Below are 23,947 nucleotides of genomic sequence, written 5' to 3'. Positions count from 1 at the left end.
TCATGCGTTTCGGTCCGGCGACGGCTCCCCCCGACCTATACTCAACCCCGTGGATGACCTGATACCGGGGTGGTGCGACCGTGTTGCGTTCGCTGATGCTGGCCGTTTTGCTCGTTCTGGCGGGGTGCGCCACGCCGCAGCGCGGTCAACCGGCAGCCACGACGGCAATCTCCCGGGACACCTGGCGACAGGTCGACCGCCAGATCATCGCCGCGTCGAAAAGCGCTATCGAACAGGCCGGCCTTTATGCCCGCGGGTCGATGGAGCATTGGCGGGTGCTGGTGTACGAGCGGACCGAGGCCGAGTTCATTCCCTGGTTCAGCAGTTATTGGACCCAGGAATGGCTGGCGGTCAAGGTGACCTGGTACTCCGCCAGTGCCCAGGGCGAGGACGATTCCTCAGCCAGGCGCCTGGCGGTCTATCTGCAAGAGCAGTACCGCGCGCGGGTTCTGGAACCGGTGGCGGTGGAGATCGATCCTGAAGCGATCAGGGCCAGCGCGACGGATTATTACCTGCGCCTGCTCAATCAGCAGGTCCAGGTGATAGCCCAGCGCAATCAGGTCCCGGCCCAGTGGATGAACCGGCGCCTGCATGGCATCACGGCCATCAACCTGGGCCCGCCGGCGGCGCGCAACGCTTCGTTGTACGAGATGGTCCACACTGAACCGTTGAATACATTGCCGGCCTACGCCGCGCTGATTGATCACGTCAACAAGGCTGCCGCCACCGGTTCAGGTCCATCGGAGGCGGTAATCGCCACGGTGGCACAGCGCACCAGTGAAAAAATTGAAGCAGAGTTCGCCACGCGCGGGGCGACCAGCGCGGCAGCGGCCGTGGCCGGGAAAGCCGCGGGCGCGTTGATTTCCGTAGGCGTGGCAGGTATTCGGGCGATCATCCACGAAGGCGAGCGGCCGGAAATGGAAGCGCAGATCCGCAAAAGCTTGAGCGCCGCTTTCGACGAGGCCTGGTTCAAGTCGCTGAAGCATCCACTCAGCGGGGTGATGGCCCCGGTGTACTACCTGGATGAGGAAATCGAAGGCAATCTGGTGGAAACGGAGCTGGCCAATCGGGCACTGGTGTTGCCGGACATCCAGCCATGACCGGCGAACTCATTCCGAGCCGAGTGTCACGCGGCAGCCCTTGCGCTGGCGGATCTGTTCGTCGGACGGGCGTTCCTTGACAAACTCGAAGCGCGGCTCGCCTTCGCTGTAGATTACCAGCCAGCCCCATTCCAGCTCGCTTTCATCCTGCCCGGGCCTGGGCGGCGAGGCCCACCAGGGTTCTTTGTGCATGATCTGGCGCATCCTGTACCTCCTGTTTTCGAGCCCTTGAACTATAGACCGCTCAACCGGGTGACGTGTTTGACCGGTTCTCATCTGCTGACCTGTGTCTGTGTGGACTGTGGGATCTGTGGGAGCAAGGCTTGCCCGCGATACAGGCGCAGCGGTCTTTTCAGGACTCCGGAAAGTGCCAGGATCGCGAGCAAGCTTTGCTCCTACAGACCGTGCTCCCAACATCATCCGGTTTAGTTTGATGCATCAGTGTGCTCTGGCTCAGTCCGCCAGCGTCTAGCGTCTGTATCCCCGCACTCGAACGGGGAATGACTGGACCCTGCGCCTATGCAAGCACTGTTGAACGAGATCCTCGATGCGGTTCGCCCCCTGATCGGTCAGGGCAAGGTCGCCGATTACATTCCGGCCCTGGGCACCGTGGCGCCCAATCAATTGGGCATTGCCGTGTATAGCAACGACGGCGAGATGTACTGCGCCGGCGACGCCGAAACGCCGTTTTCGGTGCAGAGTATTTCCAAGGTATTCAGCCTGGTGCAGGCCATCGAGCATTCCGGAGAGGCCATCTGGGAGCGGTTGGGCCATGAGCCGTCCGGCCAGCCCTTCAATTCCCTCGTGCAGTTGGAGTTTGAACGGGGTAGGCCGCGCAACCCGTTCATCAACGCCGGCGCCCTGGTGATCTGCGACATCAACCAGTCACGCTTCGCCGCCCCGGCGTTGTCGATGCGCGATTTTGTCCGGCGCCTGTCGGGCAACCCGCTGGTGATGGTGGACGGCAAAGTCGCCGAGTCGGAGTACCAGCACCGCGCGCGTAACGCAGCGATGGCCTACCTGATGCAGTCCTTCGGCAACTTTCATAACGATGTGGAAGCGGTGTTGCGCAGTTACTTCAGCCACTGCGCCCTGCGCATGAACTGCATCGACCTGGCCCGGGCGTTCTGCTTCCTGGCCAACGACGGATTCTGCAAGCACAGCGGCGAACAGATCCTCAGCGCTCGGCAGACCCAGCAGGTCAACTCCATCATGGCCACCAGCGGACTGTACGACGAGGCCGGCAACTTCGCTTATCGCGTGGGCTTGCCGGGCAAGAGCGGGGTGGGTGGCGGCATCGTCGCGGTGGTACCGGGGCAGTTCACGGTGTGCGTCTGGTCACCTGAACTCAACAGTGCCGGCAACTCTCTGGCCGGCATGGCGGCGCTGGAATTGCTCAGCCAGCGCATCGGCTGGTCGGTGTTCTAGATACTACAAAAAAGGCCCGTTCCTGGTGGAGGAACGGGCCTTTCCATTCAAGGTTATCAGCAGAAGCGGTCGATGACCTGCACCTGCGAAGTGTTCTGCATCGACTGCCAGGCCTGGGTCAGCGTTTGCAATACGCGGCCGATGAAGTCTTTGTCGGCTGCAGCCTTTTTGCCAACGTAGCCCTGGCCGCGGCGGTACATCTTCAGCCGGGCACACAGGTCTTGCGTATTCTGTTCGAACTCGTCTTCGTGGGCGAAAGGCGACAGGCAGTCCATGTGCACCTGGCCGTTCTTGCTGATCCACAGGATATGGCTGTCCAGGCTGTCTTTGTGCGCTGCGAACATGCGAGCCAGTTCATCAATAGATGGTTGATTATTCAGATTCATGTGTAAGCCCCTTGACCATTTGGTTGATCTGTCTGGTGGTTCGCAAAACTTCGCTATCCGGTAAGTGCCCATCTGGTACCGAAACCAGGTCGTCAGCGTTCGTCCGTCAAACGTCGACGGGGTCATGCATCGGTTGTGTAGTGTTGTCGAAGGGCTGCTACGCAAATGCGCTACAACGAAGAGAAACAGCGAAGAATCTTCAGTCAGTGTCAACTTTCGAGAGTCGACCACGTGCGTCATGAGGACCTTCGCCGGCGTTTCTCGTCGTTGTTACCAGACGGTCATGCCAGGTCAGCACCTTCAATCTGCCTTGTGGGCAGTCCCTTATCCAAAAAACAGCTCGGCGGTCAGACGAGCTTGCTTAAGCAGTTGCTGTACTCCCGATCGGGGAGACGTCTGCATCATGCAAGGGCAAATCGGAGGCGTCAACGGTTTTGTAGTGATTATTTTTAGTCACTACATATTGTCGGACAAAATGGTTTGGGTATGAAAACCTGGCGTAGCTGACAACCGTGGCGAGGGCGCAAGCTCCCTCGCCACGAGAGGTTGTGCCGGTTTTCAAGATGTCTTGGCTGCTTTACGCGGGGCTCCGGCCGCTTTGCGCTTCGCCGGCTTGCGTTTGCTTTTCCACGGTGTGGCGCCACGCCCGGCTGGGCTGGCCGGGCCGCTGATGGTCAGGCGCATGTCCTGGCAGCGAGCGACGTGCTTGCTCATCCAGGCGGCCTGACGGGTGACGAATTCTTCCAGGCTCATCTCACCGCTTTGCACCATGTCCAGCGCCTGTTCCCAGATGGCGGTGGTGCCCGGGTCGGCAATGGCCCTGGGCACGGCGTCGATCAAGCTGAACGCCGCCGGGGTGGCGGACAGGGCCTTGCCGTTTTTCACCAGGTAACCGCGGTCGAGCAATCCCTGGATGATCGAGGCCCGGGTCGCTTCGGTGCCGATGCCGGTAGTGTCCTTGAGTTTCTGTTTGAGCAGCGGGTCCTGCACCAGTTTGGCGACGTTTTTCATCGCCTTGATCAGGTCGCCTTCGGTGAACGGCTTGGGTGGTTGGGTCCACAGGTCCTTGAGTTTCACCTCGTCCACGGCGCAGTCACAGCCCTCGACCAACGCTGGAAGCATCTGCGGCGCGGGGGCCTCACGGCCTTTTGCCGGCGCCAAGGCTTCAGGCAAGGCGCGTTTCCAGCCGGGCTCGACGATTTGCTTGCCCACGGCACGCAGTGTCTGGCCGGCGCAGTCGAAGTCGGCCTGGGTCCGGTCGTATTCGTGGTTGGGCAGGAACTGCGCCAGGTAGCGCGCACGGATCAATGTGTAGACGGCGCGCTGCTTGCTGGCGAGTTTGTCGAGGTTCCTCACGGCGGCGGTGGGAATGATGCCGTGGTGGGCGCTGACCTTGGCGTCGTTCCAGGCCCGGGATTTGCGCTGCGGCTGCAGGTGTTCACGCAGGGGCGCAAGGCTCGGGTCGGCCTGGGCGAGGGCGGCCAGGATCGCCGGTGCCTCGCTGTGCTGGCTCAAGGGCAGGAAACCGCAATCGCTGCGGGGGTAGGTGATGAGCTTGTAGGTCTCGTAGAGCGATTGGGCGATGTCCAGGGTCTCCTGGGCGCCCAGGCCGAGTTTTTTCGAACAGACTTCCTGCAGGGTGCCCAGGTCGAACGGCAACGGCGCCGCTTCACGCAGGCGCTCGGTGCGCACCTTCATCGCCCGCGCAGTGGCGGCGTTGCTCATGGCCTGGGCGGCGTCCCGGGCCAGGACCGGGTTCAGGCAGCGCTCCTGATCGTCGCAGGCGTCCGGGTCGGCGCGCCACTGGGCAGTGAACGCCGTGCCTTCATGGCTGAGCTGCACGTCGATGGCCCAATAGGCGACCGGGACGAAATCGGCGATGCTACGGTCGCGGTCCACTACCAGGCGCAGCGTCGGTGTCTGCACGCGGCCCACCGGCAGCACGCCCTGGTAACCGGACTGGCGTCCCAACAGGGTGAACAGGCGACTCATGTTCATGCCGATCAGCCAGTCGGCCCGGGAGCGGCCCAGGGCCGAGTGATACAGGTTGAAGGTGTCGGCCCCCGGCCTGAGGGCGGCAAGGGCCTTGCGGATCGACGCTTCATCCAACGCCGACAGCCACAGCCGTTGGATAGGCCCACGGTAGCGGCAGTGCTCCACCAGCTCCCGGGCGATCATCTCGCCTTCACGGTCGGCGTCGGTGGCGATGACCAGTTCCGTGGCTTCCCCCAGCAAGCGCTTGACCGCCTTGTACTGGCTGGCGGTCTTCGGCTTGACGGTCATTTTCCATTGCGCCGGTATGATCGGCAGGTCGGCCAGCACCCAGCGCTTGTAGCGCGCATCGTAGGCGTCGGGCGGGGCGGTTTCCAGCAGGTGGCCGATGCACCAGGTGACCGTGATGCCAGGGCCCAGCCAGCAACCGTCGCCACGGCGCGTGGCCCCTAGTACGGCAGCGATGTCCTTGGCCTGGGACGGTTTTTCACACAGGTACAACTGCATGGCGCGGTGTTCCTCGGCAGGGTGGGTTGGTGCTTAGCATGGTCATGGATGTGCGCCGCAGCAAGTTTTATCTGTATGGATATACAGATAAAACGTTGCGCTGCGTTGCGATGGAGGTGTCGGGCGCGACGTTCGGCGTTATATGTGCAGTCAAAATGAATTTCTCGAAAGGGCATCGCTCATAACTTTCAGAGCGGTTGCAACCGTTAAGAAAGCTTATGAAGGTCCAGGAGAGTCACTTACATGAATTCGATGCCGAAGGGCAACGGACAGACGACCACACGTTTGATTCTCGTTGTTGAAGATGATCCGACTATCCTCGAGTTCCTCTGTGAAATCCTCGAGGAAGAAGGGTTTGTCGTTGAGCCCCGGGAAAACGCCGACGAGGCACTGGCCTTTCTCGAAGAGAATGCCGATCTTGTGGATCTGTTGCTCACCGATATCACCATGCCCGGGACGTTGGACGGCGCGGACCTGGCCAACCTCACGGGAGAGCGCTGGCCGCAGATACCGCTGTTGATCATGTCCGGCTTTGAAACCCCGGAAAGCGCTGGCATCAAGCACCACGCTTCGTTCATCGCCAAGCCGTGGGCGCTGGGGCAAATGCTGGATCTGGTGGAGAGCACGGTGAAGAACCATCAGGTGCACTGATTGTGGGAGCAAGGCTTGCCCGCGATGCAGGTAACACGGCCCATCTGGAACCGAGTTGACTGTATCGCGGGCAAGCCTTGCTCACACAGGCGTGAGTGAAACTCAAGGTCTCTCAGTTCTTATCCAGATCGACATTTCGCGTTTCCCGCAGGCAGAGCATGCCCACCACCAGGCTCACTCCGGTGATCACCACCGGGTACCACAGCCCGTAGAAGATATCGCCGGTGTAGACCACCAGGGCGAATGACACGGTGGGCAGGAAACCGCCGAACCAGCCGTTGCCGATGTGGTAGGGCAGGGACATGGAGGTGTAGCGGATCCGGGTCGGGAACAGCTCGACCATCAGCGCCGCCAACGGGCCGTAGCACATCGCCGAGATGATGATCAGCGCCACGATCAAGGCCACGATCATCGGCCGGTTGATCTGCTGGGCATCGGCCTTTTGCGGATAACCCGCCAGGGTCACTGCGCCACGCAGGGCGGCTTCGTCATACCCATCGATCTTCACGTCACCGACGTTGACCTGCACATTGCTGCCGGCCGGTGCCTCGACGCTGCTGTAGGGCAGGCCCTGCTTGACCAGGAACGTCTTGACCTTGTCGCACGGGCTGTCGAAACGCGCTTTGCCCACCGGGTCGAACTGGAAAGTGCAGGTGGCCGGGTCGGCGACCACGCTGATCGGCGCCTGGCGGCTTGCCAGGTCGATGGCCGGGTTGGCGTAGTGGGCCAGTGTCTTGAAGATCGGAAAGTACAGCGCGGTCGCCAGTAACAACCCGATCATCAGCACCGGTTTGCGCCCGACCTTGTCCGAAAGCCAGCCGAAGAAGATGAAGAACGGCGCACCGATCACCACGCTGACGATCAGCAGGCTGTTGGCCAGGGCCGGGTCCATCTTCAGGAACTGGGTGAGGAAAAACAGCACGTAGAATTGCGCGGCGTAGAAGGTCACCGCTTGCCCGGCGTTGATGCTGAACAACGCGATCAGCACCACCTTTAGGTTTTCCCACTTGCCGAACGATTCGCGGATCGGCGCCTTGCAGCACTTGCCTTCCTCTTTCATTTTCACGAAGGATGGCGATTCGTGCAGGCTCATGCGGATCCAGGTGGAGATGCCCAACAGCAGGATCGACAGCAGGAACGGAATGCGCCAGCCCCAGACTTCGAACTGGTCACCAGTGAAGTAGCGACAGCCCAGGATCACCAGCAGCGAGAGCAACAGCCCGAGGGTGGCCGTGGACTGAATCCAGCTGGTGTGCAAGCCGCGCTTGCCCATCGGCGCGTGCTCGGCGACATAGGTCGCTGCGCCGCCGTATTCACCGCCCAGGGCCAGGCCCTGGAGCATGCGCAGCAGCACCAGGATGATCGGCGCGGCGATGCCGATGCTGGCGTAAGTGGGCAGCAGCCCCACGCAGAACGTCGCCAGACCCATGAGGATGATGGTTGCCAGGAAGGTGTATTTGCGCCCGATCATGTCCCCCAGCCGGCCGAACACCAGCGCCCCGAACGGCCGCACGACGAAGCCGGCGGCGAAGGCCATCAGGGCGAAGATGAATGCGGTGGTGTCGTTGACCCCGGCGAAGAACTGCTTGCTGATCACCGCCGCCAGGGCGCCGTAGAGGAAAAAGTCGTACCACTCGAACACCGTCCCCAGGGAGGAGGCGAAGATGACTTTCTGGGTGTCCCGGCTGGTGCCGGCGCTGCGTACGGCTTCCAGGGGCTGAACATGTTCAGACATAGCGATATCCCTCACAGTGATTGTTTTTGTTGTTCCACTGTCGATGCCGGTCGGGCATCTCCTGCTTTGGTGCTTTCCTTGATTCGACACATTCCCTGTGGGAGCGAGCCTGCTCGCGATAGCGGTGTGTCAGTCGCCTTCATTCTGGCTGATCCACCGCCATCGCGAGCAGGCTCGCTCCCACAGGGGGCACTCTTTGTTCTTCAGGCTGTGGCAGGCTCCTTGGTGACGACAGTGCTTGCAGCATTCGCCTCCAGCATCATCCGCGCCGCCTTCTCGGCAATCATCAACGTCGGCGAGCAGGTGTTGCCCGAGGTGATGCGCGGCATGATCGAGGCGTCGGCGATGCGCAGGCCTTTGATACCGCGCACGCGCAACTGGGCATCCACCACCGCCTCGCGGTCCTGGCCCATGCGGCAGGTGCCCACCGGGTGGAAAATCGTCGTGCCGACGCGAGCGGCGGCCTGGTGCAGTTCTTCCTCGGTTTGCAGGCTCGGGCCTGGCAGGTATTCCACCGGGTTGAAAGCACTCAGGGCCGGGGCGGCGACGATGCGCCGGGTCAGGCGGATGGCGTCGGCGGCCACCCGCAGGTCTTCGGGATGGCTCAGGTAATTGGGCTGGATCAGCGGCGCTTCGTGGGGCTCGACCGAACGGATGTCGACCCGGCCCCGGCTCTGCGGACGCAGGTCGCAGACCGACGCAGTGAACGCCGGGAAGCTGTGCAGCGGTTCGCCGAAACGTTCCAGGGACAACGGTTGCACGTGGTATTCGAGATTGGCCGACGTCTGTTCGGGGCCCGAGCGAGCAAACGCACCGAGTTGGCTCGGCGCCATCGACAGCGGCCCGCTGCGGTCATACAGATAGCGCAGGCCCATGCCCATCTTGCCCCACAAGGTGCCGGCGATCTGGTTCAGGGTGCGGGCATTTTCAAGCTGGTAGATCAGCCGCAGCTGCAGGTGATCCTGCAGGTTGCCACCGACGCCGGGCAATTCATGCACCACGCCGATCCCCAAGCGTTGCAGCAGGGGGCGCGGACCGATCCCGGAGCGCTGCAAGATGCCCGGCGAACCCACCGCCCCGGCGCACAGCACGATTTCCTTGCGGGCCTTGCAGGTCATGCCCTTGCCTTGCCAGCGGGCGCTGACCGCATGGGCCCGGTCGTCGCGCAACAACACGCGGTCGACTTCGACGTCGGTCAGCACGGTGAGATTGGGGCGTTGGCGGATCGGTTTGAGAAAAGCCTTGGCCGCGTTCCAGCGCACTCCGGCTTTCTGGTTGACCTGGAAGTAGCCGCAACCCTCATTGTCGCCGCCGTTGAAATCATCGACGTTGGGGATGCCGCTCTGCTCGGCGGCGCTGCGAAAAGCATCGAGAATCGGCCACGACAGACGCTGGCGTTCGACCCGCCATTCACCGGCGGCACCATGGAGTTCGGACGCGCCAGCGAAGTGGTTTTCGCTCTGCCGGAACAGCGGCAACACGTCGTTCCAGCCCCAGCCGGGATTGCCCTCGGCGGCCCAGCCGTCGTAGTCGGCGGCCTGGCCGCGCATGTAGATCATGCCGTTGATGGAGGAACAACCGCCCAAGACCTTGCCGCGCGGGTAGCTCAAGGCGCGACCTTGCAGGCCGGGTTGCGCTTCGGTCTTGAAACACCAGTCGGTGCGGGGGTTGCCGATGCAGAACAGGTAGCCGACCGGGATGTGAATCCACGGATAGTTGTCGCGACCGCCGGCTTCCAGCAGCAGCACCCGGTGTTGCGGGTTGGCTGAAAGCCGGTTCGCCAGCAGGCATCCGGCAGGGCCGGCGCCCACGATCACGTAATCGTATTCATCGATGCCAGGCTGCATGCGCGACCTCATTGTTGTTTTTCTGGGATTCATCCTAGTTGTTAGTTTTCGTCAAAAGAATGTTAGTTTTTGCGCAGTGGCTGTGCGTTTATAAACAACGACGCGCAAGGAGCGCCCCATGTTCGACTGGAATGACCTGCGGTACTTTCTGGAACTGCAACGCAGCGGCCGGCTGCTGACGGCCGCGCGACGCCTGAACACCACCCACGCCACGGTGGCCCGGCACATCGAGGCCATCGAGAAGAGCCTGGGTACCGCGTTGTTTGTCCAGCATGCCCAAGGCTACGAATTGACCCCGGCCGGCGAGACGCTGCTCAAGCATGCCGAGGCCATGGAAAACGTGGCGTTGCTCGCCCAGGAAGACATCACCCAGTCCAGCGCGCCCCTGGGCAAGATTCGCCTGGGGGTAACCGAAGGGCTCGGCATCATGTTCCTTGCCAGTCGCATGGACGGGCTGTTCCAACGTTATCCCGGGCTGGAGGTGGAGCTGGTGGCGGTGCCGCGGTTCGTCAGCATCCTCAACCGTGAAGCGGAAATCAGCATCCACCTCGAACGCCCGGCGGCGGACCTGTTGGTGACCCGCAAACTCACCGACTACAGCCTGGCGCTGTACGCCAGCCAGGCCTACCTGGACCGCTCGCCACCCCTGCGCAGCCGCGAAGACCTGGCCCGCCACGCCTGGATCGGTTATGTCGACGACCTGCTGTTCAGCCAGGAGCTGATGTTCCTCAACAGCTTCTGCCGCAACCCGCGGGTGGTGTTCCACAGCACCAGCGTCATCGCCCAGCAACAGGCCGCGCGCTCGGGCCTGGGGATCGCCGTACTGCCTTGCTACATGGCCAGCGGCGACCCGACGCTGGTGCCCTTGCTGCCGGACGAGACCATCCGCCGCAGCTACTGGATCAGCACCCGCCGCGAACTGCACAAGTCCGTGCGGCTGCGGGTGTTGTGGGATTACGTGGTGCAGCTGTGCGAGCGGGAGCAGGGGGTGTTGCTGCCCTGATAGGGGCAGACGCAACCCTGTGATGAGCGTCACTGTGGGAGCAAGGCTTGCCCGCGATGAAGTCAACTCGGCCTTTACAGATCGCGGCCGGTATCGCGAGCAAGCTTTGCTCCCACACGTCTGGAGCAAGCTTTGCTTCAATGTCCCTGCCGGCGTTGGTATCAACAATCCCCGACACCGGTGCTGGCCGCCCAAGCCCCCTTTTATGGCCCCCAATGACCTCAGCCGCCGCGCCGGCGTGCCTTAACGTGGGAACTGCCTGACCCACAATAAAAAGGGCGCAGCCATGCGCCGTAAAGAGGGGCCTTATGCCGGCAACCACACCCCCAACATTGCTTCAAACCGCCGCTATCGTATTGCTCGGCGCGCTGCTCGCCGGTTGCGGTAAGGAGCCCAAGCCTCCCGCGCCCACGGTCTACACGGCGATGCCCACCGACATGGCGTTGGCCCAGGTCTACGACAGCAGTTGCAAGCTCTGCCATGCCAACCCCGGCGCCGGCGCGCCATTGACCGGCGATACCACTGCCTGGGCGCCGCGGGTGGCCCAGGGCGCCGACACCCTGCTGGACCACGCGATCAACGGCTACAACGGCATGCCGCCGATGGGCCTGTGCATGCACTGTTCCGAAGACCAGTTCCTGGCCTTGATTGCCTTCATGTCCGGCCAACATTTCCAATGACCAGCAGGGGGACCACGGCATGACGATGGACTATTCACGGCGCCGATTGCTGCAAGGGGCCGGCGTTGTCGCCGCCTTCATGGCGCTTGGCAGCCAGGGTGCGCTGGCCGAATTGATACGCGCACCTCGACTGATCCCGTGGCGCAACTGGTCCGGCGCGCAAAGCTGCCTGCCGGCGGCACGCCTGGCGCCCAAGGACCTCGATGAACTGGTGCAAGTGGTGACCCGCGCCGAAGGGCGGATTCGTCCAGTGGGATCCGGTCACTCCTTCAGCGCGCTGGTGCCCACCGACGGCACCCTGTTGTCCCTGAGCTTTTTCAGCGGCCTGCTGGATCACGACGCAGCGAGCCTGCAAGCCGAGTTCGGCGGCGGCACGCCGATGTCGCGCATGGGTCCGGCGCTCAAGGCCATCGGCCAGGCTTTGCCGAACATGGCCGATGTGGATTACCAGACGCTCGCGGGTGCCATCTCGACCTCCACCCACGGCACCGGCAAGGCGTTCGGTTCCTATTCGTCCCAGGTCGTCGGTTTGCAATTGGTGACCGCCAGTGGCGAGGTCCTTGATTGCGATGCCCAGTGTCATCCTGAAGTGTTCAAGGCCGGCCGGGTCTCCCTCGGCGCGCTGGGGCTGGTGACCCGGGTGCGCTTGCAGAATCGCCCGGCCTATCGGTTGCGTGAGCGCCAGTGGGTGGCAAAAACCGAAGAGTTACTGGAGGACGTCGAAACCAATACCCGCGACAATCAGCACTGGGAAATGCAGGTCGTCACCCACTCCGACTATGCCTTGTCGATCGCCCTGAACGAGACGACTGACCCCGCCACGCCGCCCATCAGCCCGGAAGAAGAGGGCGGTAACGAGTTCGTCACCCTGATCGAAAAACTCGACAAGTACGGCAGCGATTTTCCGGCCACCCGCCGGACGCTCTTGAACAGCTTGCGGCTGATCGCCAGTTTCGACGACCGCATCGGCGACTCCCATGAGATCTACGCCAACGCCCGCACCGTGCGCTTCAACGAAATGGAATACTCGGTCCCGGCCGAACACGGCCCGGCGTGCCTGCGGGAGATTCTCGCGCTGATCCGCGACAAGGACCTGCGCACCTGGTTTCCCATCGAATACCGCTACGTGAAGGCCGACGACATCGCCCTGAGCATGTTCGAAGGGCGAGACAGTTGCTCGATCTCGGTGCACCAGCATTACCAGATGGACCATCACAATTTCTTTGCCGCCATCGAGCCGGTTTTCTGGAAGTACCAGGGCCGTCCGCACTGGGGGAAATTGCATTCGCTCAATGCCCGGGCGTTGCAGGCGCTGTACCCGCGCTGGGATGAATTCGCCCAGGTGCGCCAGGCCCTGGACCCCACCGGCAAATTTCTCAACGGGCATCTGTCGACGATTCTGGGGGTGAACTGATGGGCTTCAATCGTCGCGGCTTTCTCAAGGGGACATTGGGTGCGGGGGTGTTGCTCGCTGGCGTCGGTGCGCTGTTGCGGCCGCAAGACCGGGGCGGACCCTACACCGATTATTTCCGCCAGTTGAACCGCGAGCTCAAGGCCAACGGTCCGATGCGTCCGGTGATACTGGTGGACCTGGATCGTCTGGATCACAACATCGACGTGGCCAAGGCCTCGGTCCGGCGCACCGGCAAGCAACTGCGGCTGGTGGAGAAATCATTGCCGTCAGCCGGGTTGCTGAACTACATCGCCCAGCGGGCCGAAACGCGACGATTGATGTCGTTCCACCAGCCGTTTCTCAACCACGATGCGCTGCAATTTGCCGATGCCGATATCTTGCTGGGCAAGCCTCTGCCGGTGCGCTCTGCCGAGCTGTTTTATCAGCAGCACAAGGGACCGTTCGATCCATCGCGGCAGTTGCAATGGCTGCTGGACACGCCTGAACGGCTGGAACAATACCGTGCCCTGGCCCAAGGCCTGGGCACGCGTTTGCGGGTCAATATTGAACTGGACGTCGGCCTGCACCGGGGCGGTGTGGCCGACGAAGCGAGCCTGGACGCGATGCTCAAACTGATCCGGGCACACCCGGCACAACTGGAGTTCGCCGGGTTCATGGGCTACGACCCGTTCGTGGGCATGGGCGTGCCCGAGTTGCTGGCAAGCCCCGAAACGCTGCTGTCGCGGGTCATGGCGATCTACACCACGCGGGTGGATTTCCTTCGTCTGCGTTACCCCGATTTGTGGCACCCGAGCCTGACCTTCAACACCGCCGGCAGCCCGAGCTATCGCCTGCATGAACAGGAAAGCCTCAGCACCGAAGTGTCGGTGGGCACGGCGATGCTCAAGCCCAGCCATTACGACTTGCCCTCGTTGCGCGAGCACGTGCCGGCCGCCTACATCGCCACGCCGGTATTGAAGCGCACCGGCGCGGTGAATATCCCGGCACTGGACGACACATCGCAGATATTTTCCTGGTGGGACGTGAACCAGCGCGCGACGTTTTTCATCTACGGCGGCAACTGGATGGCCGATCTCGAATCGCCCTCGGGCTTGCAGAGCAATGGTCTCTACGGCCGCAGCTCCAACCAGGAAATGGTCAACGGTTCGCAAGCGGTGGGGTTGGGGCTGGAGGACCAGGTTTTCCTGCGGCCCACCCAGACGGAGTCGGTGTTGCTGCAATTCGGCGATCTGCTGGCGGTGCGTGGGGGCAAGATTGTCGAGCAGTGGCCGGTCTATAGCTGAACCGGGTTGATCGTTCCCACGCAGAGCGTGGGAATGATCAGAGGAGGCGCTTAGAACGCAAACGGAATACTGACCTTGGCCCAGAGCATTTCACCTTCGGGGCGGTTCTCCACGTCGAACTCCTTGGCCCAGCGGATCTCGGCGCTGGCGTACTTGAGGAAGGTCAGGTGCAGCGCCGGGCCGATGGCGAAGACCTGGCCGCGCACGCCGTCGTTGACGTCCTGGCCGGCGAACTGCACGGTGCGGCCGTACTGTTTGTCGTCGGTGGTCTGCTTGAGGTAGTAGCCATTGAGCCCCAGCCTCAGGTTGTCGGTGACCCGATAACTGGCGGAATAATCGAAGTGGAAAATCTGCCCCGAACGGTAGTCGGTGTCCTTGTTCTCGCGGTTGAAGCTGTAGGTGGTCTTCATCGACACCTCGGTGTCCTCGGTGGGCAACCAGGTGAAGGAGAACAACGGTTTGTAGGTGTAGAAATTGTTGCTGGTGTTGGCCAGTCGGTCGGTGCTGTATTCACCGGTCGGCACGGTGATTTCCACCGCAGCGGCCAGGGTCAGGTTCTTGCCCATGTCCCAGAGCACGATCGGTGAAACGGTGGTGTCGCCCATGCCTTCGCGGGTGTCATGCAGGCCGAACACCGACACCTCTTGCTTGATCCACGGCTGGGCGATGTAGAGACCCAGTCGCCCACCGGCCACGCGCAACGGGCTCAGGTAGTCGATACGCGGGACCACCGCCGTGGATTCGATTTCAACCTTGGGCACGTCGCCGCCCAATGAGCTGATGTTGAATTTGCGTGCCTTGTAATGGTTGTAGTAGAGGTTGAACGCGATCATGTTGTCGGGAAGGCTGTCGACTTCCAGCGGCAACACGAAAAAGCCGTCGGTGCCGGGACCGATGTTGTCGACCCCGGACTCCGTCGCCAGGGCGGGCAGGGTCACGGCCAGGCCGAGGGTCAGTTGCAAGGCGAATGTCGTGCGGATCGGGTTCATGAGGGAGCTCGTTATTATTGTTGGAGACGCACCGAAAGTCCGAGCCATAGAAATAAGCCGTTAGCCGTCGCCAGGGCAGGGTATTGGCGGCCACACAGGGGACTTGGGCGGCCACATTTTCTGTCCCCCATTGCGCTGGCCCATGCTAACGTTCATGAAACAACCGGTTACAAAAACGCCGCCTAACGTGCTCCGGACCCCGCCCATGCCAATCAAAGTCCTCGACCCCACCTATGAACTGGCGCTGGTCTCGCCCTTCCTGCTGCAAACCCTGGCAGAGGTGGTGGCGAACAGAGGCTTCGACGCCGCCAGCCTGTGTCGCGGCCTGGGGTTCGGGCTCGATGATCTGCAGGACCCCGCCCAACGGATTTCCTATCGCCAGGCGGTGATCATGATTCAACGGGCGCTCAAACTGTTGCCTGACCAAGGCCTGGGCTTGTGGGTGGGCGACCGTAACGTGCTTGGCACCCTGGGCCTGTTGGGCCACGTCCTGTCGCTGTGCGAGACGCTGCGCGACGCCTTCGGCCTGGGCATCCGTTACCAGCACACCACGGGCGGCATCGCCGTGACCAGTGTCGAAGAAGCCGCTGACCGGATCATGGTCGACGCGACCTGTCGCCTGCCGTTTGCGGAGGTCCAGGTGTTCGCGGTGGAAGAGTTCTTCGCCAGCCTGATGGTCTACGGTCGGGCGTTGGCGGGCGCCGATTTCAAACCCCAGGCGGTGGAGTTCATGCACGCCGCACCGTCCTATGCCCAGGAATACCAGCGGATCCTGGGGCCGGACGTGCGCTTCGGTTGCCGGCACAATCGCATGTTGATCGATGTCCGCTGGCTCGACGTGCGCCTGCCCAATCATCACCCGCTGGCCTTGCGCCAGGCCTTGGCCCTGCTTGAGCAGGAGGCCGCCCAGGTCCACCAGAAGATCGATCTGATCCAGGCCGTGGAGCGGGCGATTGCCCGGGACCTGACCCGTGGCAGCCACATCGAGAAGATCGCCAGCGACCTCAACATGAGCAGCCGCACCCTGCGCCGACGCCTGACCGAACACAGCCTGACCTTCGAGGCCCTGCTCGAACAGGTGCGCCGTGGCCGGACCCTGAACCTGCTGGCCAATCCCGAGCTGTCCATCGAGCGCATCACCGAAGAGGTCGGCTACAGCGACGTGCGCAGTTTCCGCCGGGCGTTCCGGCGCTGGACCGGAATGAGCCCCAGTGCGTTTCGCAACGAGGGCGCCGAGGCGCGGCTTTGAGGGTGGGTGGTATTCAGAAGATAAACCTGCCTCCACGCTCCTGTTCAAGCGTGCTGGGCATGGATGAAGTCCACGAAAGCCCGCAGCGGTGAAGGCAGGTAGCGGCGACCGGGGTAGTACAGGAAAGGCCCGGTAAAGCGTTGCCACCAGGGTTCGAGCACCGGTTCCAGGGCGCCGCTGTCCAGGTACGGTCGCAGCCAGTCCTCGAACAGGTAGACGATGCCCAGCCCATCCAGGGCGGCCTGTACCGCCAGGTCCACCGCACCGCCCACCCTCACGATCAACGGACCGCTGGGGTCGATGCTCACGGTTTCGCCGTCGCGTTCATATTCCCAGAGCGGCATGGCACCGCTGGCGAATTTGCCCCGCAGGCAAGCGTGCTGGAGCAGGTCCCGCGGGTGCTCCGGGCGGCCCCTGGCGTCGAGGTAGGCCGGTGAGGCGGCCGTGGCGAAGCGCTGGAAGCGTGGGCCGATGGGGATGGCGATCATGTCCTGCTCAAGGCGTTCGTCGTAGCGGATACCGGCGTCACAACCGGCGGCGAGGACGTCAACGAAGCTCTCTTCGGCGATCACCTCAAGGCGGATGTCCGGGTAGCTTTTCAGGAACGGCGTGATGATCGAGGGCAGCACCAGCCTGGCGGCACTGACAGGGACGTTCAAGCGCAGCGTGCCCGAAGGGCGGTCGCGGTACTCGTTGACCACGTCCATCGCCGACTCGACCTCACCCAGAGCCGGCACGATGCGCTCCATCAGCCGGGCGCCAGCCTCGGTCGGCACCACGCTGCGGGTGGTGCGGTTGAGCAGGCGCACGCCCAGGCGGCTCTCCATCCGGCGCACCGCATCGCTGAGGCTTGAGGCGGATTTACCGCTCAGCCGCGCGCCTTCACGAAAGCCCCCCGCGTTGACCACCGCGACAAAGGCCAGCAGGTCTTGAATATCCGTCGCCATTGTTCTCTCCGCCGTACAACCCGTGCCGATTGCACCCGATTATCAACGAGATGGTCAATGCCTATAGTGGGCCCACTTACATTGATCCAAGGGGAACGAGATGAACATTGCAGGCAAGGCAGGCCGCTTTTTGCTGGGCGAGCGTACGGTCAACCGCATGGGCTACGGCGCGATGCAACTGGCGGGGGCGAATGTGTTCGGGCCGCCCAAGGACCCGGCCGCGGCCATTGCCGTACTGCGTGAAGCCCTGGCGAGTGGGGTCGACCACATCGACACCGCCGACTTCTACGGCCCCCATGTCACCAACCGGCTGATCCGCGATGCGCTGTACCCCTACGCCAAGGAGCTGGTCATCGTCACCAAGGTCGGTGCCGTGCGGGGCGCCGACGCCTCCTGGAACCCGGCACAAAGTCCCGCCGAGTTGACCCAGGCGGTCCACGACAATTTGCGCAACCTGGGGCTGGATGCGTTGGAGGTGGTCAACCTGCGGGCCTGGGGCAACCTGCATTCGCCCGGGCAGGAGTCCATCGAAGAAGCGTTCACCGTGCTGGCTGAATTGCAGCACCAAGGCCTCATCAAGCACCTGGGGCTGAGTAACGTCACCGCTTCGCAGGTCAAGCAGGCCCAAGGCATCGCCAACGTCGTGTGCGTGCAGAATCACTACAACCTGACCCATCGCGGCGACGAGCAACTCATCGCTGACCTGGCCCGGGAAGGCATCGCCTACGTGCCGTTCTTTCCGCTGGGAGGGTTTACGCCGCTGCAATCGCAGACCTTGTCCAGCGTCGCGGCGCGCCTGGAGGCGTCGCCGCTGTGTGTTGCGCTGGCGTGGCTGCTGCAACGCTCGCCGAATATCCTGCTCATCCCTGGTACCTCGTCGCCGGTGCACCTGCGGGAGAACCTCACGGCGAGTGAGCTGACGATCCCGCCGCAGCTGCTCGATGAGCTGGACGCACTGGCCGAAGCCGGCTGAAAGAGCGCCGCGCGACGATAACCTCAGTCCGCCTCGGGCCGGTGTTGCCCGGCCCAGCCATGGGCTGGCCGAGCACGGTCTTCGTTGAACATTTCCTCCAGCAGCGCGTTGGCCCGCAGGTATGCCTTGTGCCTGAACACCAGGTCGTCCGCCGGGTGAGCGACGATTTCATCGAGCATCTGCAGGTTCAGGCGGCGGAACTGATCCGCGCGTTCCCGCGCCTCGTAGCTGCCGACGCCCATCTGCAGCAGTGCACTTCGACCCAGCGACAACGCGCTTTCAAAGGTTTCCCGCTCGGACGCGTCCACGCCCAATTGCCGCAGGGCGATGATGTGGGCCATGTCGCGCGCGCGCACCACCAGCTTCAACCCGGGGAAGTGCTCCTTGGCCAACCGGGTCAGCTTCAGGTTGTCTTCCTGATCGTCGATCGCGTTGATCAAGACCACCGCCTGGCCTGCGCCGGCTGCTTCCAGCAGGTCGAGACGCGTGGCATCGCCGTAGAACACTTTCACGCCGAATTTGCGCAGGGTCTCGATGTTGTCAGGGTCGTGGTCCAGAACCACCACCTCGACACCACAGGACATCAGCAGCCGACCGGCGATCTGCCCGAAACGGCCGAACCCGGCAATGATCACGCGAGGATTCTGCTGGTCGACGAGGTCGGACTCGCGACGGTCTTTCTTGCTGCTGGACTCCAGGCGATCCAGCAGCAGGATGAGCAACGGCGTCAGGCACATGGACAAAGCCACCGCCAGTGTCAGGCTCTTGCCCCATTGATCGGTGAGGATGCCAGCGACCGTCGCGGCGCCGAACACCACGAAGGCAAACTCGCTGCCCTGGCCCAGCAGCACCGCCTGCCAGGAACGCTGGCCGGCGGGTACGTTGAGCAAGCGCCCGATGGACTTGATCACCAGCAGCTTGATCAGGATGAAACCCAGGGTCAGGGTCATGACTTTCAGCGGCGCATTGATCAGCGTGCCGAAGTCGATCGACATGCCGACGCCAATGAAGAACAGCCCCAGCAGCAAACCTTTGAACGGCTCGATGTCGCTTTCCAGGGCATGGCGGTATTCGGAGCTGGCCAGCAACACCCCGGCGAGGAACGCCCCCATCGCCATCGACAAGCCGGCCTCTTCGAGCAGGAAACCGAAGCCGAACACCAGGAACAGCGCGACGGCACTGAAAATTTCCCGCAGGCCGGATTTGGCCACGAAACGCAGCACCGGCCGGGACACGTAGCGACCGAGCAACACGACGATGCTGATGGCGGCGACGATCTTGCCGATCGACAGCGCCAGGTCGGCACCTGAAGGCGTGCCGCCATGTGCGGCCAACAAGGGGATCATCGCGACCAGGGGAATGGCGGCGATGTCCTGGAACAGCAACACGGCAAAGCTGCTGCGCCCGACGGCGGTTGCGGTCAGGTTGCGCTCACTCATGGCCTGCATGGCAATCGCCGTAGAGGACAGGCTCAGGGTCAGGCCCACCAGCAACGCCGCCGTCCAGTTCAGCCCCAACAGCGCGCAGAATGAAGCGATGGCCGCGCCACAGGCCAGCATCTGCAGCGCACCGCCGCCGAAGACCATCTTGCGCAGCGCCCACAACCGTTTGGGGTCGAGTTCGAGGCCGATGATGAACAGCATCAGGACCACGCCGATCTCGGCGAACTCCAGGATCGCCTTGACGTCGGTGACCAACTTCAGCCCCCACGGGCCGATGGCACAACCGGCGAGCAGATAGCCCAACACCGGACCCAGCCCCAACCGGACCGCGATCGGCACGATCAGCGCCGCCGAGCCCAGGTAGATGAGCATTTCAATCAGACTGTGCGTTTCCATATCAATCCTCCTTCCAGGCGGCCAGGCGAGCGCCGTACTGCTCGATTTGTGCGTGTTGCGCGTCGCAGGCACCGGCATAGGCACCGTGCACCACCACCGGTTCGAGCCAGTGCATGTTGCAGTAGAGGGCGGTTGCGTGCAGCGGTTGGGCCAGCGCCGCGAAACCCGGGTAGTCGCCTATCTGGAAATGATCCTGCTCGCCCCCGGTCGTGACCGCCCACAGCAGGCGCTTGCCTTTGAGGGCAACGGCGCCTTTGCCGTAGGCCCAGCCTTGGGTGAACACTTTGTCGATCCACAACTTCAGCAGCGGCGGGGCGCTGTACCAGTACATCGGGTGTTGCAACACGATCAGTTGCGCTTGCTCGACCGCGCGCTGTTCCGCCTCGACGTCGATGTCGAAGTTCGGGTACAGCGCGTAGAGGGAGCGCACGACAACGTCCGGGTGACTCGATACGTGCTTGAGCATCGCCTGGTTGACCCGTGATTTATCGGGGTAGGGGTGGGCGTAAATGATAAGAATCATCGGGTGAACTCCATAACGTTCAGTTGGCTCCGTCGATCCTTGCCTGTGCGCGTGAGCGAAGGGGAACGATTGCGCTCGACTCGTTGAGTCGAGTGATACAAAAACGCGCCTGGCCGGAAAGGACCAGGCCTGCGGGCCGGACATCCTAGCGGGGAAGGCGCTGATTGTTTAGCGCAATATTCGTCGTTGTTCGCTTTTGGCCGTGCCGGGCCTTGATGGAACGATCAATTCAATGGCAGCGAGACCCTGGCTTCCAGACCACCCTCACGACGATTGCTGAGGGTCAGCGTCCCGCCATGCTCCAGCACGGTCGCCCGAGCGGCCGAGAGGCCCAGCCCGACACCGCCGGTGTTTTTGTTGCGAGAACTCTCGAGACGAAAGAATGGGGCGAATACTTGTTCCTGGTACTCAGCCGCGATACCCGGGCCGCGGTCCAGGATGCGGATTTCCACGTGGTCCACCCAGGCCTTGAGTTGAACAGCCGGTTCGCCACCATATTTGAGCGCGTTGTCGATCAGGTTCACCAGCGCGCGCTTGATGCCGATGGGCCGCCCGACGTAGACGAGACGCTGGGCGCCGTCGAATGCCACCTCGCTGCCGGCGTCCTTGAAATCATCGACGACGGTGTGCAGCAGTTCAGCCAGATCGAAGGCGGTGGCCTGTTCCAGGCGGGCATCGTCACGGAAAAACGCCAGGGCCGAATTGACCATCGCCTGCATTTCATCGACGTCCCTGAACAGCCGCGATTGCTGTTCGGCATCGTCAATGAACTCCCCCCGCAGGCGCATGCGCGTCAACGGTGCTCGCAAGTCATGGGAGATCGCGGCGAGCATTTGCGTGCGGTCCTCGATGAAGTGCTTGAGCTGGGCCTGCATGGCATTGAAGGCGAGGATCGCCTGGCGGATTTCGTAGGGACCGATGACCGCAATCGGCGGCGCTTGGTGATCCATGCCAAAGCGCCGCGCACCTTCGGCGAAGCGTTCCAGTGGCGCCGCCAGATGCCGCGTGGCAACCAGCGCGACGACGACGGTCGACAGCAGGATCAGCGCCATGATGATCAGGTTGCGCTGCCATTCCTCCAGGCCCCAATTGCGCGCGGGCATGGAAAACATCACCCAGGAATGATCGCTCAGCTCAATCAGCGCGGCGTATCGTCCGCCGGGCTGATCGGCGGGCCAGTCGCTCGGCTCGTAGCCTTCTATCCGTGCATCGGGCCTACCCAATTGCTGGCGCAACCATGCCGCGCCGTCGCTGTATTCCGGGTCGTCGTCGACCACCGGCACTCGCGCCTGGTCATGGTGGTGCAGCCACTGCGTACTGAATGCCTGGTCACTGGCTGCCCTGGCAATGGTGGGCCGCTGTTCGAGCGCTGCCGAGTCGATGATGCGGGTGATGGCGGCGATTTTTTCAAGCAGGCCGGTTTCCATCAGGGGCGGGCGGGCCCAGGCGCCGGTCAGCTGGCTGAACAGTGCGTTCAAGGCCAGCAACGTGAGCATGGCGACCAGGGTAGTCAGGGCGATCCAGCGCGCCAGCGTGTCCCGTGGGCGCGCGCCCGAGCGCAGCGGCTTCATCGCTTCACCACGTGGGGGCTGAAGAGGTAGCCGCCGTTGCGCACGGTGCGGATCATCGACGCGCCTTGGGCATCGGTTTCCAGCTTGCGACGCAGTCGGCTGACCTGGACGTCGATGCTTCGGTCAAACGCGTCGTACGTCTCACCGCGGGCCATGTCCAGCAGTTGCTGGCGACTGAGCACCCGACGCGGGTGTTCGACAAACACCAGCAACAACTCGAACTCACCGGTGGACAGTGGAATCATGACGTTGTCCGGTGAGCGCAGTTCACGACGGGTGACGTCCAGCTGCCAGTTTTCGAACGCCAGGACCAGCCGGGATTTGTCGTTGAGGGTGCCCTTGGCTTCGCCGGTACGCCTGAGGACGGCACGCACCCGGGCCAGCAGTTCCCGTGCATCGAACGGTTTGGTCAGGTAATCATCCGCGCCGAGCTCCAGGCCCACCACCCGGTCACTCAATTCGCCCATGGCGGTGAGCATGACGATACCCACCGTGTGCTCGGCCCGCAGCCGCTGGCAGAGCACCAGGCCGCTGTCGCCGGGCAGCATGACGTCGAGGATGATCAGGTCCGGCAGGCGGCGTTCCACCGCTTGCCAGAGGGCGTTGCCGTCGGCGGCCACGTCGACGCTGTAGCCATGTTGTTCGAGAAATTTGCGCAACAGGGCGAGGACTTCGAGGTCATCGTCCACCAGTAATAAATGGCTCACGGCGGGCACGCTGGGCAAGGGATACAGGAGCGGATACTAGGATCAATCCAGCGCGCGCGTCATATATTTCAATCCGGAAATAAAGTTGCCGACGAGCAATGCTGCAGAAATCTTCGGGCAAGAAAACAGCAGCAGGATTACGCCATGCCGGTTCGGTCGGGCCACAAAGCTGTGGGAGCCGAGCTTGCTTGCGATGGCGGCAGGTCAGTTGATGAAGAGGTTGGCTGACCCAGCGCTATCGAGAGCAAGTTCGGCTTCCACGGTATGTGCACGCCTTCACCTCCTTGACTACCGGCATCGCCCATTCCTTGCCGAGACAACCCCGTATGCCGCTCAGTGATCCCGCTTCATCACGCGCTCGATCCGCCCTGGTCATCCTGCTTGCAGCCCTTGCCAGCGGCTGCACCAGCTCGCCTGTCGCGACGCCAGGCAGTTGTGCCAGCGCAAGCTACACCGTTCATGACCCTGCCGAGCCCTTCAACCGTGGCGTCTTCGCTTTCAACCGGACCGTGGATGACTATGCCCTGGCACCTGTCGCCCGGGGTTATCGCCGGCTACCGGAGAGGGTCCAGTCCGGCGTCCACAACTTCGTGGCGAACTTCGGCGAGCCCAAGGTGTTCATCAACGACCTGTTGCAAGGCAATGCCCAGCGCTCGGTCAACACCCTCGGCCGCTTCGTCATCAACACCACCGCCGGCATCGTCGGGTTGATAGACGTCTCCGGCAGACTCGGCATCGAACGCCACGAGGCCGACTTCGGCCAGACCTTCGGCGTCTGGAACGTCGCCCCGGGACCGACGGTGGAACTGCCGCTGCTGGGGACGGCCAACCTGAGGGACGCTACCGGCAAGGTGATCAGTTTCGCGGTCGACCCGTTTGGCGGCAACAGCAGCACCGTCGACACCCTGGGCACCCTCGACACAGCAGGCGGCATCGTCGATGGTCGCGCCCAGGCGCTACCGCTGACAGACGAACTGAGGACCCGACCGGATGACTATGCGGCCCTGCGCGATGCGGTGGCACAACAGCGCGCCGATTTCGTTGCGCAGGGAAAGTTGGGGGCGGTTGTGGTGGAGACTGCGCAATGCGAGCAGGGGGAGACGACCGATGAGTAGCGGCGCGTT

21 protein-coding genes are annotated in these 23,947 nt (G+C 62.9%); 10 read left to right on the top strand and 11 right to left on the bottom strand.

Going from position 1 to position 23,947, the window contains the following annotated elements:
• The first annotated feature begins 80 nt into the window (after positions 1 to 80).
• On the top strand, positions 81 to 1,100 hold the full coding sequence (locus J7E36_RS09260) for a hypothetical protein (protein WP_215002083.1): 1,020 nt from the start codon (positions 81 to 83) through the stop codon (positions 1,098 to 1,100).
• 9 nt (positions 1,101 to 1,109) lie between these two features.
• Here J7E36_RS09260 and J7E36_RS09255 read toward each other — a convergent pair whose 3' ends face one another.
• Positions 1,110 to 1,304 (bottom strand): hypothetical protein, encoded by a 195-nt coding sequence (locus tag J7E36_RS09255; RefSeq protein ID WP_215002082.1) that lies wholly within the window; start codon positions 1,302 to 1,304, stop codon positions 1,110 to 1,112.
• 315 nt (positions 1,305 to 1,619) lie between these two features.
• Between J7E36_RS09255 and glsB the strand changes: the two genes are divergently transcribed.
• Positions 1,620 to 2,528 carry a glutaminase B gene (glsB, locus tag J7E36_RS09250; RefSeq protein WP_215002080.1) on the top strand — a complete coding sequence of 303 codons (909 nt, stop codon included), beginning with the start codon at positions 1,620 to 1,622 and terminating at the stop codon, positions 2,526 to 2,528.
• A 56-nt stretch (positions 2,529 to 2,584) separates the two neighbouring features.
• Here the strand turns inward: glsB and J7E36_RS09245 are convergent, their stop codons facing one another.
• Together J7E36_RS09245 and J7E36_RS09240 are read right to left on the bottom strand one after the other, a co-directional pair.
• A complete protein-coding gene (locus tag J7E36_RS09245) occupies positions 2,585 to 2,914 on the bottom strand; it encodes a hypothetical protein (RefSeq protein ID WP_215002078.1) in 330 nt (109 codons plus the stop codon).
• A gap of 558 nt (positions 2,915 to 3,472) precedes the next feature.
• A complete protein-coding gene (locus J7E36_RS09240) occupies positions 3,473 to 5,413 on the bottom strand; it encodes a DNA topoisomerase III (RefSeq protein WP_215002076.1) in 1,941 nt (646 codons plus the stop codon).
• Between the two features lie 243 nt (positions 5,414 to 5,656).
• Here J7E36_RS09240 and J7E36_RS09235 point away from each other — a divergent pair, with 243 nt between their 5' ends.
• Entirely contained in the window at positions 5,657 to 6,064 is a 408-nt protein-coding gene (locus J7E36_RS09235) for a response regulator (RefSeq protein ID WP_215002074.1), read from the top strand.
• Positions 6,065 to 6,176: 112 nt separating this feature from the next.
• Here J7E36_RS09235 and J7E36_RS09230 read toward each other — a convergent pair whose 3' ends face one another.
• On the bottom strand, positions 6,177 to 7,799 hold the full coding sequence (locus J7E36_RS09230) for an MFS transporter (RefSeq protein ID WP_215002072.1): 1,623 nt from the start codon (positions 7,797 to 7,799) through the stop codon (positions 6,177 to 6,179).
• A gap of 203 nt (positions 7,800 to 8,002) precedes the next feature.
• Positions 8,003 to 9,646 (bottom strand): GMC family oxidoreductase, encoded by a 1,644-nt coding sequence (locus tag J7E36_RS09225; RefSeq protein ID WP_215002070.1) that lies wholly within the window; start codon positions 9,644 to 9,646, stop codon positions 8,003 to 8,005.
• Positions 9,647 to 9,764: 118 nt separating this feature from the next.
• On the opposite strand from J7E36_RS09225, the gene J7E36_RS09220 reads away from it, so the two are divergent.
• The 4 genes from J7E36_RS09220 to J7E36_RS09205 all read left to right on the top strand — a co-directional run bounded on the left by J7E36_RS09220 (position 9,765) and on the right by J7E36_RS09205 (position 14,026).
• On the top strand, positions 9,765 to 10,649 hold the full coding sequence (locus J7E36_RS09220; protein WP_215002068.1) for a LysR family transcriptional regulator: 885 nt from the start codon (positions 9,765 to 9,767) through the stop codon (positions 10,647 to 10,649).
• 308 nt (positions 10,650 to 10,957) lie between these two features.
• Positions 10,958 to 11,329: a c-type cytochrome gene (locus tag J7E36_RS09215; RefSeq protein WP_215002066.1), complete on the top strand. Its 372-nt coding sequence runs from the start codon at positions 10,958 to 10,960 to the stop codon at positions 11,327 to 11,329.
• Positions 11,330 to 11,408: 79 nt separating this feature from the next.
• Positions 11,409 to 12,743 carry a D-arabinono-1,4-lactone oxidase gene (locus J7E36_RS09210; protein WP_215002132.1) on the top strand — a complete coding sequence of 445 codons (1,335 nt, stop codon included), beginning with the start codon at positions 11,409 to 11,411 and terminating at the stop codon, positions 12,741 to 12,743.
• Complete coding sequence (locus tag J7E36_RS09205; protein ID WP_215002065.1) at positions 12,743 to 14,026, top strand: DSD1 family PLP-dependent enzyme; 1,284 nt, start codon at positions 12,743 to 12,745, stop codon at positions 14,024 to 14,026. The genes J7E36_RS09210 and J7E36_RS09205 overlap by 1 nt, the downstream gene beginning before the upstream one ends.
• 50 nt (positions 14,027 to 14,076) lie before the next feature.
• On the opposite strand, the gene J7E36_RS09200 is transcribed toward J7E36_RS09205, so the two are convergent.
• Entirely contained in the window at positions 14,077 to 15,015 is a 939-nt protein-coding gene (locus tag J7E36_RS09200; RefSeq protein WP_215002063.1) for a SphA family protein, read from the bottom strand.
• A 205-nt stretch (positions 15,016 to 15,220) separates the two neighbouring features.
• Between J7E36_RS09200 and J7E36_RS09195 the strand changes: the two genes are divergently transcribed.
• Entirely contained in the window at positions 15,221 to 16,264 is a 1,044-nt protein-coding gene (locus tag J7E36_RS09195) for an AraC family transcriptional regulator (protein WP_215002061.1), read from the top strand.
• 44 nt (positions 16,265 to 16,308) lie between these two features.
• Here J7E36_RS09195 and J7E36_RS09190 read toward each other — a convergent pair whose 3' ends face one another.
• Positions 16,309 to 17,211, bottom strand: a complete 903-nt coding sequence (locus tag J7E36_RS09190; protein ID WP_215002058.1) for a LysR family transcriptional regulator — start codon at positions 17,209 to 17,211, stop codon at positions 16,309 to 16,311.
• Positions 17,212 to 17,311: 100 nt separating this feature from the next.
• Between J7E36_RS09190 and J7E36_RS09185 the strand changes: the two genes are divergently transcribed.
• On the top strand, positions 17,312 to 18,184 hold the full coding sequence (locus J7E36_RS09185; RefSeq protein ID WP_215002056.1) for an aldo/keto reductase family oxidoreductase: 873 nt from the start codon (positions 17,312 to 17,314) through the stop codon (positions 18,182 to 18,184).
• A 23-nt stretch (positions 18,185 to 18,207) separates the two neighbouring features.
• Here the strand turns inward: J7E36_RS09185 and kefC are convergent, their stop codons facing one another.
• From kefC to J7E36_RS09165, 4 genes are all read right to left on the bottom strand, one after another.
• The gene (gene kefC / locus J7E36_RS09180; protein ID WP_215002054.1) at positions 18,208 to 20,022 is read right to left on the bottom strand and encodes a glutathione-regulated potassium-efflux system protein KefC; all 1,815 of its coding nucleotides are present in this window, start codon (positions 20,020 to 20,022) and stop codon (positions 18,208 to 18,210) included.
• A gap of 1 nt (position 20,023) precedes the next feature.
• Entirely contained in the window at positions 20,024 to 20,545 is a 522-nt protein-coding gene (gene kefF, locus J7E36_RS09175) for a glutathione-regulated potassium-efflux system oxidoreductase KefF (protein ID WP_215002052.1), read from the bottom strand.
• A 224-nt stretch (positions 20,546 to 20,769) separates the two neighbouring features.
• On the bottom strand, positions 20,770 to 22,116 hold the full coding sequence (locus tag J7E36_RS09170; RefSeq protein ID WP_215002050.1) for an ATP-binding protein: 1,347 nt from the start codon (positions 22,114 to 22,116) through the stop codon (positions 20,770 to 20,772).
• Positions 22,113 to 22,823, bottom strand: a complete 711-nt coding sequence (locus tag J7E36_RS09165) for a response regulator (RefSeq protein WP_215002048.1) — start codon at positions 22,821 to 22,823, stop codon at positions 22,113 to 22,115. Before J7E36_RS09165 ends, J7E36_RS09170 begins: the two co-directional genes overlap by 4 nt.
• A gap of 326 nt (positions 22,824 to 23,149) precedes the next feature.
• Here J7E36_RS09165 and J7E36_RS09160 point away from each other — a divergent pair, with 326 nt between their 5' ends.
• Positions 23,150 to 23,938, top strand: a complete 789-nt coding sequence (locus J7E36_RS09160; RefSeq protein ID WP_215002046.1) for an MlaA family lipoprotein — start codon at positions 23,150 to 23,152, stop codon at positions 23,936 to 23,938.
• Positions 23,939 to 23,947: the final 9 nt, after the last annotated feature.

It is taken from the genome of Pseudomonas fluorescens, assembly GCF_018614775.1.
In the GTDB taxonomy this organism is placed as follows: Bacteria; Pseudomonadota; Gammaproteobacteria; order Pseudomonadales; family Pseudomonadaceae; genus Aquipseudomonas; species Aquipseudomonas fluorescens_BY.
The sequence above is the reverse complement of the archived record's forward strand: the minus strand, read 5'-3'. Positions and strand labels throughout refer to the sequence as shown.

Bases quoted from the DNA above. Each gene is read 5' to 3' on its own strand.
- J7E36_RS09255 (WP_215002082.1), bottom strand. From the start codon at position 1,304: ATGCGCCAGATCATGCACAAAGAACCCTGGTGGGCCTCGCCGCCCAGG.
- glsB (WP_215002080.1), top strand. From the start codon at position 1,620: ATGCAAGCACTGTTGAACGAGATCCTCGATGCGGTTCGCCCCCTGATC.
- J7E36_RS09245 (WP_215002078.1), bottom strand. From the start codon at position 2,914: ATGAATCTGAATAATCAACCATCTATTGATGAACTGGCTCGCATGTTC.
- J7E36_RS09240 (WP_215002076.1), bottom strand. From the start codon at position 5,413: ATGCAGTTGTACCTGTGTGAAAAACCGTCCCAGGCCAAGGACATCGCT.
- J7E36_RS09235 (WP_215002074.1), top strand. From the start codon at position 5,657: ATGAATTCGATGCCGAAGGGCAACGGACAGACGACCACACGTTTGATT.
- J7E36_RS09230 (WP_215002072.1), bottom strand. From the start codon at position 7,799: ATGTCTGAACATGTTCAGCCCCTGGAAGCCGTACGCAGCGCCGGCACC.
- J7E36_RS09225 (WP_215002070.1), bottom strand. From the start codon at position 9,646: ATGCAGCCTGGCATCGATGAATACGATTACGTGATCGTGGGCGCCGGC.
- J7E36_RS09220 (WP_215002068.1), top strand. From the start codon at position 9,765: ATGTTCGACTGGAATGACCTGCGGTACTTTCTGGAACTGCAACGCAGC.
- J7E36_RS09215 (WP_215002066.1), top strand. From the start codon at position 10,958: ATGCCGGCAACCACACCCCCAACATTGCTTCAAACCGCCGCTATCGTA.
- J7E36_RS09210 (WP_215002132.1), top strand. From the start codon at position 11,409: ATGGCGCTTGGCAGCCAGGGTGCGCTGGCCGAATTGATACGCGCACCT.
- J7E36_RS09205 (WP_215002065.1), top strand. From the start codon at position 12,743: ATGGGCTTCAATCGTCGCGGCTTTCTCAAGGGGACATTGGGTGCGGGG.
- J7E36_RS09200 (WP_215002063.1), bottom strand. From the start codon at position 15,015: ATGAACCCGATCCGCACGACATTCGCCTTGCAACTGACCCTCGGCCTG.
- J7E36_RS09195 (WP_215002061.1), top strand. From the start codon at position 15,221: ATGCCAATCAAAGTCCTCGACCCCACCTATGAACTGGCGCTGGTCTCG.
- J7E36_RS09190 (WP_215002058.1), bottom strand. From the start codon at position 17,211: ATGGCGACGGATATTCAAGACCTGCTGGCCTTTGTCGCGGTGGTCAAC.
- J7E36_RS09185 (WP_215002056.1), top strand. From the start codon at position 17,312: ATGAACATTGCAGGCAAGGCAGGCCGCTTTTTGCTGGGCGAGCGTACG.
- kefC (WP_215002054.1), bottom strand. From the start codon at position 20,022: ATGGAAACGCACAGTCTGATTGAAATGCTCATCTACCTGGGCTCGGCG.
- kefF (WP_215002052.1), bottom strand. From the start codon at position 20,545: ATGATTCTTATCATTTACGCCCACCCCTACCCCGATAAATCACGGGTC.
- J7E36_RS09170 (WP_215002050.1), bottom strand. From the start codon at position 22,116: ATGAAGCCGCTGCGCTCGGGCGCGCGCCCACGGGACACGCTGGCGCGC.
- J7E36_RS09160 (WP_215002046.1), top strand. From the start codon at position 23,150: ATGCCGCTCAGTGATCCCGCTTCATCACGCGCTCGATCCGCCCTGGTC.